The following is a 14,215-nucleotide window of genomic DNA, read 5'->3' on the forward strand; positions in this document are numbered from 1 at the left end:
GTAGTTAATCTGACGGATATTTCTTTTTAAAATTTAGTCGAATAGATAGTCATCTAATTAAATACAATGAGTAGACTTTAATTGTTAATTTGATGTTAAGTTAGGCTTTTCTTCATTAAATGGAAGTTTTTGACCTCTTTATTCAGCTTGAGTTGAAAGTATTGACTTAAAGAAAAAACAGCTGTATTATTTAAGTATAAAAATTATACCTGAAGAGGTGAAAAAAGTGAAACTTGAAATTGGAATGACATCCTTTGCAGACAACACTGATATTTATACAGAAAATGGCGTTCAAAAGAAATTAACAGCAGCAGAACGTATTCGAAACATCGTAGAAGAAATCCAACTTGCTGATGAAGTAGGTCTGGATGTTTATGGATTAGGTGAACATCATCGTTCAGATTATGCAGTTTCAGATCCTGTGACTGTACTTGCAGCAGCGGCGACAACGACTCAACGTATCAAGCTTTCATCAGCAGTAACGGTATTATCATCAGATGATCCAGTACGTGTCTATGAACGTTTTGCAACATTGGATGCAGTATCTAATGGACGTGCTGAAATTATGGTCGGCCGCGGTTCGTTTATTGAATCTTTCCCGTTATTTGGTTACAACCTTGATGATTACGACCAATTGTTTATTGAGAAGCTGGAATTATTGAAACGAATCAACCAACATGAGATTGTTAAATGGGAAGGTGGATTACGTCCAGCAATTAACAACTTAGGTGTATATCCCAGAGCAGTGCAAAAGGAAATTCCAATTTGGCTCGCAACAGGAGGCACACCAGAGTCTTCTATGAGAGCAGCAGAGTTCGGTTTACCGATTACCTATGCGATTATCGGGGGTAATCCTAGACGTTTCAAACGTAACATTGCAGTCTATCGTGCAGTTGCTGAAAATAGAGGCTATCGCGCAGAAGATATGCCGGTCGCAGTTCACTCTTGGGGTTATATTGCTGAGACTGATGAAGCGGCACAACGTGAATTTTATGCGCCTACTAAAGTCGCACATGATATTATCGCAAGAGAACGTAACTGGCCGCCATATGATCAAGCGCATTTCCAACGTGAAATCAGCGATGAAGGTGCAATGTTTGTAGGAAGTCCGGAAACAGTCGCAAAGAAAATGATTAAAGTAATCGAGGAATTGAACTTGAATCGTTTCATGATTCACCTCCCAGTAGGATCTATGCCGCATGACCGTGTAATGCATGCAATTAAATTATACGGAGAAAGGGTAAAACCTATTGTAGAGGAATATTTTAATAATAAATAAAGGAGATTGTATTATGTTATTACGTTATTTAAACAATATTAAAATCGCTAAGGAATTATTACAGGCTTCAGAACCAAAATTAAAAGGTGACGCAGGTATGAAAGATACTTTCGCAAACGTGTTCGGCCTTGATTCTAAATGGGTTACTGTTGCAGGAACTTTAGAGGCAGCAAGTGGTTTAATCTATTTACTAAGCTTTGGAAACAAAAAAATGACAAATGTTGCTTCATTATTAGCAGTTGGTGTTTTAGGTGTTGCAGCTTATAAACACTACGAAGCTGGTCATGGTAAAGAAGGCGCTAAACACGCAACTGACTTATTGAAATTAGCTGCATTATCTTCAGCTGATACAATTTGCAGTAAAAAATAATAAATAATCATTATAAATATTTAAAAGGCTCAATCACAAAACTGTGGTTGAGCCTTTTCATTATGCTTGAATATAACGTTTTAAATGTTTCGCAGTTAATGTATCAGTTTGCAGGAAGTCTTTCGGTAAACCGCTAAATAATACTTGACCTCCTTCTAAACCAGGACCTGGGCCGACATCAATGAGCCAATCTGCTTCACACATCATTGATAAGTTATGTTCAATCAAAATAACGGTATTTCCAGCCTCAATTAAATCATTAAAACGATTCAGTAAGAGGGGAATGTCCTCTTCATGTAAACCTGTTGTCGGTTCATCAAAGATATAAACATAATCAGTTGTCGGTTCAACTAAATGCTGGCTTAATTTAACACGTTGAATCTCTCCGCCAGATAACGTATCTAACGGTTGACCAAGGGACATATAATTTAATCCGGTTTGGCTTAATGATTCTAATGCATCTTCGATTTCTTGATGTCCTTTAAAGAACTCTAATCCTTCATCTACGGTTAAATTCAAAACATCTGAAATATTGTAACCATCGACTTTGGCTTCTAAAACTTCTGGTTTATAACGTTTACCGTGACACACTTCACAAGTCTGAGAAAAGTCTGCCATAAAGGCAAGTTCAGTTTTAATGTAACCTTTACCGCCACAATTAGGACATGCACCTTTAGAATTGTAACTGAACATGGCTTTACTTAATCCAGTTTGCTGACTGAAGAATTTACGTACTTGGTCAAAGACGCCTAAGTAAGTCAATAAGTTAGAACGACTTGAACCTTGAACAGCTTTTTGATCGACAAAGATTGTGTGTTCATGCTCTTCAAATCCCTTTTTGACTAAGGTACTCTTACCAGAACCTGCAACACCTGTCATAACCGTCATGACTTGTTTGGGTAAATCAACCGTGACATCTTTCAAGTTGTTTTCAGTAATCGGTCCCAGATGGAAATATCCTTTAGGCTGACGGACTTCTTTTTTGAGATGATGATGTTTTCTTAACGCATGACCTGTCGCAGTGTCAGATTCTAATAATGCATGATAATCACCTTCAAATGTAATTTCACCGCCGTTTTTACCAGAACCTGGTCCCATGTCGATGACATAGTCAGCTTCCTTAATCACATCAGGATCATGTTCAACAATTAATACAGTATTGCCTTTTTCTTTAAGTGATTGTAAAATAATATTGATTTTTTGTATATCTTCAGGATGCAAACCAACACTTGGTTCATCAATAATATAAACTAAATCAGATAATGGACTATTTAAATGACGAATTAATTTAAGACGTTGAGCTTCTCCGCCTGAAAGGGTAGTTGTGACACGATCAAGTGTCAGATAGCTTAATCCGATGAAATCTAAGGCTTCAAGTTGTTTTCGAAGCGGCGCAATAATAAATTCCGCAGTCGGTTGATTTAATTGATCTAAAAAAGCCAAATTCTCTTTAATTGTCATTTTAGTAAAATCAGAAATATTATAGCCGTTGATTTTACAACTTAATACCTTTTGATTTAGTCTTTGCCCTTCACAAACAGGGCATGTTTTAGTTGTTACCACGTGTTTTAAATGGCGTGCATAACGTTTTTTCGCAAAAGTTTTATCACCTAAAAAGATACGGCTGAAACGTGGAATTAACCCTACATATTTCGCAGTTTTTCTCCATTCTTTCGGTGGGTTTTTAAGCTTTGTCGGCTGTTGATATAAAAATAAATCAAGTTCTTCTTTGGTAAAGTCTTTTAACTTTTTGTCATTATCAAACAAACCGCTGTCGCGATATGATTTACCTCTTTCTTTATCCGGACCGAAAGAAGGGAAATCGATAGCACCTTCATTTAATGACTTATCCCAATCTAACAATTCATCTAAATTAATTGATTCAATATATCCTAAACCTTCACATTCTTTGCACATACCTGATGGGCTGTTGAAAGAAAAAACATCAGAATAGCCTACAAATGGTGTGCCCACACGTGACCATAATAAACGTACAGATGCGTATATGTCTGAAATTGTGCCGACTGTTGAACGAGAGTTGCCGTTATAACGTTGTTGGCTGATTGTCATCGCAACAGGCAAATGGTCGATGTGATCGACGTTAGGTCTAGGTTGTTGATTAAGATGAAACTGTATGTAACTTGAATAAGTTTCGTTTAAAAGGTGCTCTGATTCAGCTGCAAGTGTATTAAAAACGAGTGAAGACTTTCCAGAACCAGAACGGCCTGTAAATACAGTTATTAAATGTTTCGGAATATCTACATCGATGGATTTTAAATTATTCTGTGTCGCACCTTTGACACGGATATAATCTTGTTTCATCGTTTCATCCTCCTTGTTTGTGTATGTCATACACATTCATTATGACATTGATTAATTGTATTCCCCAATATTCATTTATTACTACTTTTATTGCTTTTGATTTTTTTAATAGACAGTCATCCTATTACACCAATTAACCTTAGTGAAAACTTTACAATCGTCATGACTGATTTCAACAATATGACGTTTACTATTTTGATTATTTTAGGAACAAAAATAGATTGTTATTTAATGGGAGTTGTAATAAAATTAGTTTATGAAGGGGCTTGCTTGAAATTATCAGAAAAATTCACTAAACATCTTCGAAAAACATCAAGAAGGAGTGAATTTCACTTATGAACAATAAAAACATAATCAATGATTTATCAAAATTCGTAACTGTAGCACAAAAAGTAAGAGAGGTCAGTGCTACAATTAAAAGTGAGTTTCAAATCACTTTTGAAGAACTCTTTATTTTAAACTAAATTCACAGCAGTGAAAAAGAACGTACAGAGTTCAATGTAAAAGAAATCATTCAACTTTCCAACTTAAAACCATACTTTATTTCTAAAGCGATTCAAAAGCTTAAAGAGCGTAAACTCTTAACTAAAAAAAGAAATAAACATGATGAAAGAACCGTGATTTTAGTAGTTGATCCAGAGCAAAGAAAGGAAATCGAGGCTCTTTGTAAAGCGGTCAGCAAAGTATTTTAATCATAGGAGAAGTTGGGGAATTTAAGATTATTTCAACAGGCACAAAAAATTAGTAATAAAAAAGTGAGTTATTCATAGCGATAGCTCACTTTTTTATTTTTGCTTATTTTCTTCAATCGCATCTAATACTCGTTGGACACAAGCATCCATATCTTTAAATACTTCATGCTTCTCCCAAAAACGTAAGACAGTGTAGCCCATTTCTTCTAATTTTTGATTCACTTCTCGATCTCTTTCCATATTACGTTCTAATTTCGGTATCCAATAGGAACGATTCGTGTGAATTCTCTTTTGTTTAACATTTTCCCAATCATAACCATGCCAGAATTCGCCATCTACAAATACCATGACGTTATATTTAGTGATGGCGATATCCGGTGTGCCGGGTAATTTTTTATAATTTTTAAAATAGCGGACACCTTGATGCCATAAAGCTTTCGCCAGTTGTGTTTCAGCTTTGCCGCCTGTTCCTTTAATTTTAGACATCATCTTAGAACGATACGCTTTAGATTCTGCCATATCTATTCACCTCATCTTAATTATTATATTCCCATAAAAGCCTATTGTTATGCAGCATCAAGCAGATGATAGGGGAGTAGCACAACCAATATATTTAATACTTTTTCTAAAGGGTAGATGAATAAAGTAAAGAAAATAATTATATGAAATCAAAGGAAGGGATAGTTTGAAACAACCATTCAAAGTATTGAGAGATATTGTACATTTGATAACACCGACAGTAGGGGGCACATTAGTAGCGAAATATGCGACAAACAATGCACGCCAAGTTTATCAAAAAGAGAAGAACCCACCATTTTCACCGCCCGGTATTACGTATCCGATTGTTTGGACAGGCTTATATTTCTCAATGGGTGTCGCTTATATGATTGCACGTAACGCAAGCAAGGATAAATCTGTACCGATTTCACATTATACGCAACTTGGTTTGAATTTCTTATGGTCTGTATTGTATTTCAAATATAAATTGCGTGGACCAGCAATGATTGAAAGCTACGCTTTATTTGCGTCTGTTGTCGTCACAGCAGTGAATTTCTATAAAACAGATAAACGCAGCGGTTTATTAATGGTACCTTATGCATTATGGTGTGCATTTGCGAGCTATCTTGCGACAGGAAGCTGGATTTTAAACAAAGATCAATAATTAGTGTCATAATAAAAGCAGAAGGAAGTGAATCATATGGCAACAACATCAGTAATATTAGGTGCCGGCGGACAGTTCGGCATGGCGTGGGAAATCGGTTATTTAAGAGGTTTAGCTGAAAAAGGAGTGGACTTGAGAAATGCCGATGAATTTGTCGGAACCTCTGCAGGTGCACAAGTAGGTACAGTGCTCGCATCAGAAGCAGACTGGGAAACAATATGGGAAGAACAACTAAATTATCAAAGAGAAGCTGAAAATCCATTGACGGATGATGATTTAGCCGATATCTTTGCGCAATTTGATCAATTAGAGAAAAATGCGCGTACGGTAGAAGAATGGATTGACGGTATGAGTCAGATGGCTATGCATCCTAAGGTAGAGTTGCCTGAGACTGAACGTTTAAATATGATACGTAATAGCTTAGGAAACGCTGTTGCGGGTTGGACTCCTAAAATAAAAATCGTAGTAACCGAAGTAGAAACGAACCAACGTCGCGTATTTGATCAAGATTCAGATGTACCTTTAGTTAAAGCCATTGCGGCAAGCGGTGCATTCCAAGGTGCTTATCCGACGATTCAACTACATGATAAACACTATTATGATGGCGGTTCTTATTCAATGGATAATCCAGATGTCAGTGAAGCGGATAAAGTTGTTGTGTTAGCTGCGAATCTGCCAGTGAAAACACCGTATGCATTATCTGATTTAGTAGAACATATGCAGGAACGAGGTCAAAAGGTCTATACAGTTAAACCGGATAAAACGGTAATGAGTATTTTAGAAAAATATGATTATAATACGATGAATGGTGCACTGCGTAAAGAAGTTGCTGAAGCGGCACGTCAACAAGGGCATGAAGAAGCAGAACGTCTCAAAGCGTTTTGGAATTAAGATGAACTCATAAAATCAAGCATGTAAAAAGGACGGTTATTCAACTTTTGATAACCGTCCTTTACTATGCAATCAGGTGTAAACCTGGATTGCTGTTAATATTTTCTTAAGAAATCTACATCTCTATCATAGTTCTTTCTAACAAGTTGTTGTTGTACGTCATTAAGAATATCAATAATTAAATCTGTTTGATGTGCAAGAATACGAATACTGATTCCATGTGTCGCAAGTTCAGTAATACCGATTCTGCAATCTTCTTGTTTCGCATAAGGTGCCATAATCTCATAGAGTTCTTCAACCGTTTCTTTGTTCGCATCCGGATGGATGAAATAACAAGAACCGAGATGAGAATAACCTTCCATATATCCTAAAGCATCTACACGATTTTTATTTGGGTCCAACAACAAGTTATCGTAGACTACTAATTCACCATCAACAAAAATTTCGTTAAGCAGGTGAAGATAGTCATACGTAAAGTGTGCCTCATCTGGAGAGTAACCTGGCGTTAAAATATCGGTATAAAACATTGCGCCGGTTTTAGCCAGATGATATTGGTTATGCTGATAAAATTTTGCGTCTTTATAAGCTATAATCGGATCGCCTACATATTCCATATAAGCGTTATCTTCAATCGTGAACGTTTGGTATTGTTCAACATGATCTTTCAATGTTTTGTAGATTTTAGTTGCACCTTGCGATGTGAGGGTGGTTGCCGCATTTTCTTTCACTTTGACATTTAAGCGATAACGGTCTCCATCTAAATAGCCGCCGCCGACGTTGACGATATAGAATGTCGGGATATTTGAGCCATTTAAATAAATAGGGCGGATCACTTTTAATGCTTGTTCAAAAAAGATATCGCGGGCTACAGAACGTTCACCGTCATTAAAGACGGTGATATCTAACTGTCCTGTCCATTTCTTTTCTTCAGACATTACTCTAGTCCTTTAAGCAGCACATCACGTTCAATCCAATTAATCACATTATCCAAACCTTCTTCTGTTTTAAGGTTAGTGAATGTGAATGGACGATCGCCACGGAAAGTACGTGTATCTTCAGCCATTTGGTCTAAAGATGCGCCGACATAAGGTGCTAAATCTGTTTTGTTGATGATGAAGAAATCAGATTTAATCATACCTTGTCCGCCTTTACGTGGGATTTTTTCACCTTGTGCAACATCGATAATATAAATTGAGAAATCTACAAGTTCTGGACTGAATGTCGCAGCTAAGTTGTCGCCGCCTGATTCTACGAAAATCAATTCAATATCTTCATGACGTTCTACTAATTCATCAATTGCTGCGAAGTTCATTGAAGCATCTTCACGAATTGCTGTGTGTGGGCAACCGCCAGTTTCTACTCCGATGATACGGTCTGCAGGAAGTACGCCAGAATTCACTAGAATTTTTTCGTCTTCTTTTGTGTAAATATCATTTGTAATAACACCGATGCTTAACTCTTTAGAAAGGTGTTTTACTACTTTTTCTACAAGTTCGGTTTTACCTGCGCCTACAGGGCCGCCGACTCCGATTTTAATAGGTTGAGTCATAAATCTTGCCTCCTAGGAAATAAAGATTCGTACATTCACTTTTTCATGTTCCATTTGATTGATTTCAAGTCCTGGTGCAGTGATGCCGAATTCAGATGCTTTAAGTTCAAAAATATGGTCATGCGTTTGTTTCATAAAAGGAATCATCTGCGTCACAATACGTTGACCTGCAGTTTGTCCTAATGGAATCGCTCTGACCGCATTTTGAGTTAAAGATGAAACGTTTTGATATAAATAATAATCTATAATCATTTCAATATCGACACCGAGATAATGACCAAGCATTGTAAAACAAATCGCTGGATGCAATTTAGCTTGCTTTGCTTGATATTGTTCGTGATACCAATGAATCCATTCACTGTCGTAAAGTTCATCAGCAAGTTTTACCATACGTGTTCCCATTTGTTTGGTACCAACACGTGTTTCTCTCGGCATGTTTTGAACAAATAATAAACGATCTAGTTCTAATACTCTTTTTTCATCATTCTGATTCAGTGCTTCATATACGAAGCGCATCGCTAATCCATCCGCATATGTGAGTTGTTCACTTAAAAAGAGTTTCAACCATTCTTGGAAGGACTGCTCATCATGAACAGTCCCTCTTTGAATATATGTTTCTAATCCGAATGAATGGCTGAAAGCACCTGTAGGGAATTGTGAATCGCAAAATTGAAACAAGCGTAAAGACGCATGATCAATCATGTGAATGTCCTATGTGACGGAAGGCTTTGTTCACTTTGCGATCCTCACGTGAGTGGGGGATACCTAACGATTTTAATAAATCTTCAACTAAATAATCGTATTGAACCAACATTTCACTTTCTGTGAATTGTGCAGGTAAATGACGGTTACCAAGTTGATGGGCAATATCTCCCATTTCTTGCAGTGAACGTGGTTTGATAACTAAAATATCTTCAGAATTAACGTCAACAACGATACGGTTGTTGTCGTCTTCATATAAGATATCACCATACTGCAAGTCTACAGGGTTTTTTAAGCGGATTCCGATTTCATTGCCGTGGTCAGTTTTGACACGTTGGATGCGTTTAACTAAATCAGAGTTTTCTAGATACACTTTTTCAGTGTGTTTTTGTTTTTCTTCAGGTGATAAATTGGCAATGTTGCCAAGAATTTCTTCAACTATCATGAAAGCTTGCCTCCTAGAATAAGAAGTAACGTTGTGTTAATGGCAACTCTTTAGCAGGTTCGCTTGTGATTTTTTCGCCATCTACAAACACTTCATACGTTTGTGGATCTACATCTAATTTTGGTGTTGCTGTGTTGTTCTTCATATCAGATTTACTGATTTTACGGCAATTTTTAACTGGACGAATCAAACGGTGCAAGTTCAATTGACGTTGGATATCGTTCATATAAGCAATGTTTGACACGAATGTCATGTTTGTACCAGTAATGTTACCGCCTAGTTGACCATACATTTTACGGAATTTAAGTGGTTCTGAGATTGGAATTGAACCATTTGCGTCACCGTTGATTGCTGTACTGATCATACCGCCTTTAAGTACTACATCAGGTTTTACACCGAAGAATGCAGGTTCCCACATTACGATATCAGCTAGTTTGCCAGGTTCAATTGAACCCACATATTCAGAGATACCATGTGTAATAGCAGGGTTGATTGTGTATTTTGCGATATAGCGTTTGATACGGTTGTTGTCATTGTATTCTGAGTCACCATCTAAATAACCGCGTTGTTCTTTCATACGGTGTGCGACTTGCCATGTACGTGTAATAACTTCACCGACACGTCCCATTGCTTGTGAGTCAGAGCTGACCATACTGAATACACCCATATCTTGTAATACGTCTTCTGCCGCAATTGTTTCTTTACGGATACGTGAATCAGCGAACGCCACGTCTTCAGGAATAGAAGCGTTCAAGTGGTGTGTAATCATAACCATATCTAAATGTTCATCAATTGTATTCGTTGTATAAGGTAGTGTTGGGTTAGTAGATGATGGAAGGACATTAGGATAGCTTGCTGATTTGATTAAGTCAGGCGCATGTCCGCCACCAGCACCTTCAGTGTGGTACATGTGAATGACACGGTCTTTGATGGCTTTCATCGTATCTTCCATGAAGCCCGCTTCATTCAACGTATCTGCGTGTAATGCGATTTGTACATCATAATCATCTGCTACTTCTAATGCATGATCTAACGCAGAAGGTGTTGCTCCCCAGTCCTCATGGACTTTCAAGCCGATTGCGCCAGCGTGGATTTGTTCAATTAATGCTGTATTGTTATGTGCTTGGCCTTTACCAGTAAAGCCAACGTTGATTGGTAAAGCTTCAGCTGCTTCTAACATACGGTGTAAATGCCAAGGGCCAGGTGCAACAGTTGTTGCTTTAGAACCTTCAGAAGCACCAGTACCGCCACCGATATGCGTTGTGACACCACTTTCAAGTGCTACCCATGATTGTTCAGGGTTTACAAAGTGAACGTGTGTATCAATACCGCCTGCAGTCACAATTTTACCTTCGGCAGAAATGATATCAGTGTTCGCACCGATAATAATGTTAACGTTGTCCATAATATCAGGGTTGCCAGCTTTACCATATCTCATGATATAGCCGTTTTTAATTCCGATATCGGCTTTGTATACTTTATCGTAGTCAATAATAACTGCGTTAGTGATGACTGTATCTGCAACATTGCGGTCATCACGTGTAACATTAGGGTTTTGTGCCATACCGTCACGAACGGATTTACCGCCGCCGAAAGTAGCTTCATCCCCATATGTCGCATAGTCTTTCTCTACTCGTGCAAACAAGTTTGTGTCGCCTAATCGAATAGAATCTCCGACAGTCGGACCATATAAACTTGTATATTGAGATTGCGTCATTTTAAAGCTCATCGATCATACCCACTTTCTTTATTCGCATTTTTCATTCCTTCGTCGTCTTTAATACCAGCGTTCGGATGATTATCGTCTACTCGGAAGACACGATCTTCATCAATCGGCCCATTGACCATTCCGCGGAAACCGTAAATACGACGATTACCATTATATTCCACAAGTTGTACTTTCTTTTCATCCCCAGGTTCAAAGCGTACAGCTGCACCTGCTGGAATATCTAAATGTTTGCCATATGCTTTTTCTCTATCAAATTTTAGACCATCATTTACTTCAAAAAAATGATAGTGAGAGCCGACTTGAATAGGGCGATCTCCTATATTTTTAACAACAATTACTGTTTCAGTAGAATCGGTACCTTTATTAATTTCGATTTCAGTACGTTTTACTATAATTTCACCAGGTTTCATAATTTATAATCCCCCTTTAAACAATTGGATGATGTATTGTAATTAATTTCGTACCATCAGGGAAGGTAGCTTCAACTTCGAGGTCTGTAATCATGTCTGCTACACCTTCCATTACATCATCCTTATTTAAAATTTGTCTGCCGTAACTCATAAGGTCGGCAACACTCTTACCATCTCTTGCACCTTCTAACATTTCATAACTGATGATAGCTACTGCTTCAGGGTAGTTTAATTTTAAACCGCGTTTTTGACGTCGACGCGCTAAATCATTTGCAACGACTAACATCAGTTTGTCCTGTTCACGTTGAGTAAAATGCAAAGTAATCCCTTCTTTCATATATGTTAAATAATACTAATCCATTGTAAGACTCGACTTGTCGATATACAAGAAATATATATTAGTGGCGTCAAATATAATTGCAAATTAACAAGTTAGGGCCTTAATATACACTTTAATTAACCTAAAGGAGTTTTACCATTTTTGGTACTTTTTCAAACAAACGTTGTATTTTAATCTTAAAAATTTATAAATAGAGAGCAATTGGTTTTGTTCACTATCCTATTTTGTTAAAATTATAACTGTTTATAAATTTTGAGAAATCAGGTGAAGGATCGATGCGTCAATTAGTCGACGTTGTATTAAAGAATATCTCACAAGTGTTATTATTGAATAATGCTTGGACAGGGCTATTTATTTTAGCAGGTTTATTTGTAGCCGATTGGAAAGTAGGGTTAGCAGCATTGCTTTCTAGTTTGATTGCTTATGTGTTGGCACCTTATACAAATTATTCCAAAGCAGAAATCAGAGAGGGGTTGGCTGGTTTTAACCCCGTGCTGACAGGGGTAGCTTTAACTATTTTCTTAGTGCCAGACCTTAAAGGTATCGGTATGACAGCACTTGCGGTTGTATTGACGTTACCGCTTGGTGCCGCTTTTCGTCATTTATTATCACGATTTGATTTACCGATGTTGACCATGCCTTATGTTTTTATCAGTTGGATGTTTTTATTTATGTCCTTCCAATTCGAACATGTCAATGCGGGGGTTAATATTTTACCATCAACTGTTCGTGAAATTACATTTTCACATCATGCAATCAATGGCGTGATGACATTCTTAGATGGCTTTAGTGAAATTTTCTTAGTGAAAAGTACAGTAGGGGGCTTATTGATATTGATTGGTATCTTTATCGCTTCTAAACGTGCAGGCCTCTTCTCTGTCGTCGCTAATATTATCGGGGTTTTTGTGGTGATGTTATTTGGTGCGAACCATGATGATATCAACACAGGCTTATATGGTTATAACGTCATTTTAGTGATCTTAGCTTTAGGTGTTACATTTAAAGAAACATCTGTGTTCAACAAATACTTAAGTATGTTGTTCGGTATTTTTATCACAGTAGTTGTACATGCAGGTTTAGTGACTTGGTTAAAACCATTCGGCTTGCCAGTGTTCACATTACCGTTTATCGTCGCAACATGGTTGATGTTAATGGCAGGAAAGCCCAATGTTATGCCTGTTGAAGGTGAAACTGAAAATAAGTAATTATATAAAAAACGGCTTACACAATTTATTCACTGTGTAAGCCGTTTTTATTTATTATTTAGAAGATGCTTGTTCAAATTTTTCTTTTAAATCTTTACGCATAAATTCTAATGTGTAAGGGTCGTTGAACCAATATGTTTTCGCATCTACTTTAAGGACATGACCTTCTTTAACTGCTGGAAGGTTTTTCCATAGGTTTGTTTGTGTGTAAGCGGGTTCAGCTTTGCCGGCACGTGTTGAAACAATATAATCGCCTGCATATTCAGGAATTTTCTCTTGTTTGATTTCTGCCCAGCCATCTTTTTTAACTAATTCTTTTTGTTTTTCAGGCATTTTTAATCCAAATGCTTGATAAATCACTTCACCGCCGCGACCCCAGTTAGGACCGTACGTATAAAGTTTTTTATCGAATTCATCTAACAATGAAACAGTTGAATCTTTACCAATTTTATCTTGGATGTCTTTACCATCTTTTTTAGTTTCTTTTTTCCAATTGTCAGCCCATTTTTTAGCTTCGTCTTCTTTACCTAACAATTTACCTAATTCAATTTGTTGATCTAGGTATTTATGTTTAGCATAGTCGAAAACAACAGTAGGTGCTGCTTTTTGATATTTCTTGATGTTTTTATCTGTTGAATAAACAATGATTAAATCTGGCTTTTGTTTGATAACTTTTTCTACATCTTCACTGCCAGTCGCGCCGATTTTTTCAACGCCTTTAAATTTTTCTTTTAATATTGGGCTATCGTCTACTTGGCTGTTGACTGCCACAACGTTACCGCCTAATTTTTTAATACCGCCAGCGTATGTAGGTGCCACAACTGCAATACGTTTAGGTTCTTTCGGAATATCTACTTTCTTACCGTTATCCATTGTATATGAACGTGTTTCTTTTTTTGAGTCTTTTTGATCACTTGATTGTTTGCCGCATGCTGCAAGCACAAGAACTAACACAATCAGCGGGATGAGTAATTTCTTCATCTTTTTACCTTCCTCCTAATTGAAAACGATTATCGTTTAGCGTTATTCAAAATTATAAAGGGTATTTGCGAAAAGCACAATATATATTTCGAAATAAATTTGCTTTTATTATTTGTTTGAGACGAAAAAACACTATGT

At 37.0% G+C, this 14,215-nt stretch carries 17 protein-coding genes; 7 read left to right on the plus strand and 10 right to left on the minus strand.

All coding sequences use genetic code 11. From position 1 onward, the window contains the following. Positions 1-226 precede the first annotated feature (226 nt). Positions 227-1,279 (plus strand): LLM class flavin-dependent oxidoreductase, encoded by a 1,053-nt coding sequence (locus BU038_RS09845; RefSeq protein ID WP_107605890.1) that lies wholly within the window; start codon positions 227-229, stop codon positions 1,277-1,279. A gap of 13 nt (positions 1,280-1,292) precedes the next feature. Further along, positions 1,293-1,649 (plus strand): DoxX family protein, encoded by a 357-nt coding sequence (locus tag BU038_RS09850; protein ID WP_023015013.1) that lies wholly within the window; start codon positions 1,293-1,295, stop codon positions 1,647-1,649. Positions 1,650-1,709: 60 nt separating this feature from the next. Here BU038_RS09850 and BU038_RS09855 read toward each other — a convergent pair whose 3' ends face one another. Beyond that, positions 1,710-3,971 (minus strand): ATP-binding cassette domain-containing protein, encoded by a 2,262-nt coding sequence (locus BU038_RS09855; RefSeq protein WP_199219708.1) that lies wholly within the window; start codon positions 3,969-3,971, stop codon positions 1,710-1,712. Positions 3,972-4,306: 335 nt separating this feature from the next. On the opposite strand from BU038_RS09855, the gene BU038_RS12755 reads away from it, so the two are divergent. Both BU038_RS12755 and BU038_RS12840 read left to right on the plus strand, forming a co-directional pair. Beyond that, positions 4,307-4,435, plus strand: a complete 129-nt coding sequence (locus tag BU038_RS12755; protein WP_275114973.1) for a hypothetical protein — start codon at positions 4,307-4,309, stop codon at positions 4,433-4,435. Next, entirely contained in the window at positions 4,436-4,663 is a 228-nt protein-coding gene (locus BU038_RS12840; RefSeq protein ID WP_428843599.1) for a transcriptional regulator, SarA/Rot family, read from the plus strand. A 93-nt stretch (positions 4,664-4,756) separates the two neighbouring features. Here BU038_RS12840 and BU038_RS09865 read toward each other — a convergent pair whose 3' ends face one another. After that, positions 4,757-5,182: a very short patch repair endonuclease gene (locus tag BU038_RS09865; RefSeq protein WP_107605891.1), complete on the minus strand. Its 426-nt coding sequence runs from the start codon at positions 5,180-5,182 to the stop codon at positions 4,757-4,759. A 166-nt stretch (positions 5,183-5,348) separates the two neighbouring features. Here BU038_RS09865 and BU038_RS09870 point away from each other — a divergent pair, with 166 nt between their 5' ends. Both BU038_RS09870 and BU038_RS09875 read left to right on the plus strand, forming a co-directional pair. Next, complete coding sequence (locus BU038_RS09870) at positions 5,349-5,825, plus strand: TspO/MBR family protein (RefSeq protein WP_107605892.1); 477 nt, start codon at positions 5,349-5,351, stop codon at positions 5,823-5,825. 36 nt (positions 5,826-5,861) lie between these two features. Beyond that, the gene (locus tag BU038_RS09875; protein ID WP_107605893.1) at positions 5,862-6,716 is read left to right on the plus strand and encodes a patatin-like phospholipase family protein; all 855 of its coding nucleotides are present in this window, start codon (positions 5,862-5,864) and stop codon (positions 6,714-6,716) included. A 95-nt stretch (positions 6,717-6,811) separates the two neighbouring features. Here the strand turns inward: BU038_RS09875 and BU038_RS09880 are convergent, their stop codons facing one another. From BU038_RS09880 to BU038_RS09910, 7 genes are read right to left on the minus strand one after another with little or no spacing between them, the layout of a single operon-like run. Then, entirely contained in the window at positions 6,812-7,651 is an 840-nt protein-coding gene (locus BU038_RS09880) for an urease accessory protein UreD (RefSeq protein WP_107605894.1), read from the minus strand. Continuing rightward, complete coding sequence (ureG, locus tag BU038_RS09885) at positions 7,651-8,265, minus strand: urease accessory protein UreG (protein ID WP_002479624.1); 615 nt, start codon at positions 8,263-8,265, stop codon at positions 7,651-7,653. The genes BU038_RS09880 and ureG overlap by 1 nt, the downstream gene beginning before the upstream one ends. A 12-nt stretch (positions 8,266-8,277) precedes the next feature. Then, positions 8,278-8,967: an urease accessory protein UreF gene (locus tag BU038_RS09890; protein WP_107605895.1), complete on the minus strand. Its 690-nt coding sequence runs from the start codon at positions 8,965-8,967 to the stop codon at positions 8,278-8,280. After that, a complete protein-coding gene (gene ureE, locus BU038_RS09895; RefSeq protein WP_002479622.1) occupies positions 8,960-9,412 on the minus strand; it encodes an urease accessory protein UreE in 453 nt (150 codons plus the stop codon). Before ureE ends, BU038_RS09890 begins: the two co-directional genes overlap by 8 nt. Before the next feature lie 13 nt (positions 9,413-9,425). Beyond that, complete coding sequence (gene ureC, locus BU038_RS09900; RefSeq protein ID WP_107605896.1) at positions 9,426-11,141, minus strand: urease subunit alpha; 1,716 nt, start codon at positions 11,139-11,141, stop codon at positions 9,426-9,428. Then, complete coding sequence (locus BU038_RS09905; RefSeq protein ID WP_107605897.1) at positions 11,138-11,551, minus strand: urease subunit beta; 414 nt, start codon at positions 11,549-11,551, stop codon at positions 11,138-11,140. The genes ureC and BU038_RS09905 overlap by 4 nt, the downstream gene beginning before the upstream one ends. A gap of 16 nt (positions 11,552-11,567) precedes the next feature. Next, positions 11,568-11,870 carry an urease subunit gamma gene (locus BU038_RS09910; RefSeq protein WP_107605898.1) on the minus strand — a complete coding sequence of 101 codons (303 nt, stop codon included), beginning with the start codon at positions 11,868-11,870 and terminating at the stop codon, positions 11,568-11,570. A 296-nt stretch (positions 11,871-12,166) separates the two neighbouring features. Between BU038_RS09910 and yut the strand changes: the two genes are divergently transcribed. After that, positions 12,167-13,096 carry an urea transporter gene (gene yut / locus BU038_RS09915; RefSeq protein ID WP_107605899.1) on the plus strand — a complete coding sequence of 310 codons (930 nt, stop codon included), beginning with the start codon at positions 12,167-12,169 and terminating at the stop codon, positions 13,094-13,096. 54 nt (positions 13,097-13,150) lie between these two features. Here the strand turns inward: yut and BU038_RS09920 are convergent, their stop codons facing one another. Next, positions 13,151-14,077, minus strand: coding sequence for an iron-hydroxamate ABC transporter substrate-binding protein (locus tag BU038_RS09920; RefSeq protein ID WP_107605900.1), 927 nt, complete (start codon positions 14,075-14,077; stop codon positions 13,151-13,153). Positions 14,078-14,215: the final 138 nt, after the last annotated feature.

This window comes from Staphylococcus simulans (assembly GCF_003043455.1).
In the GTDB taxonomy this organism is placed as follows: Bacteria; Bacillota; Bacilli; order Staphylococcales; family Staphylococcaceae; genus Staphylococcus; species Staphylococcus simulans_A.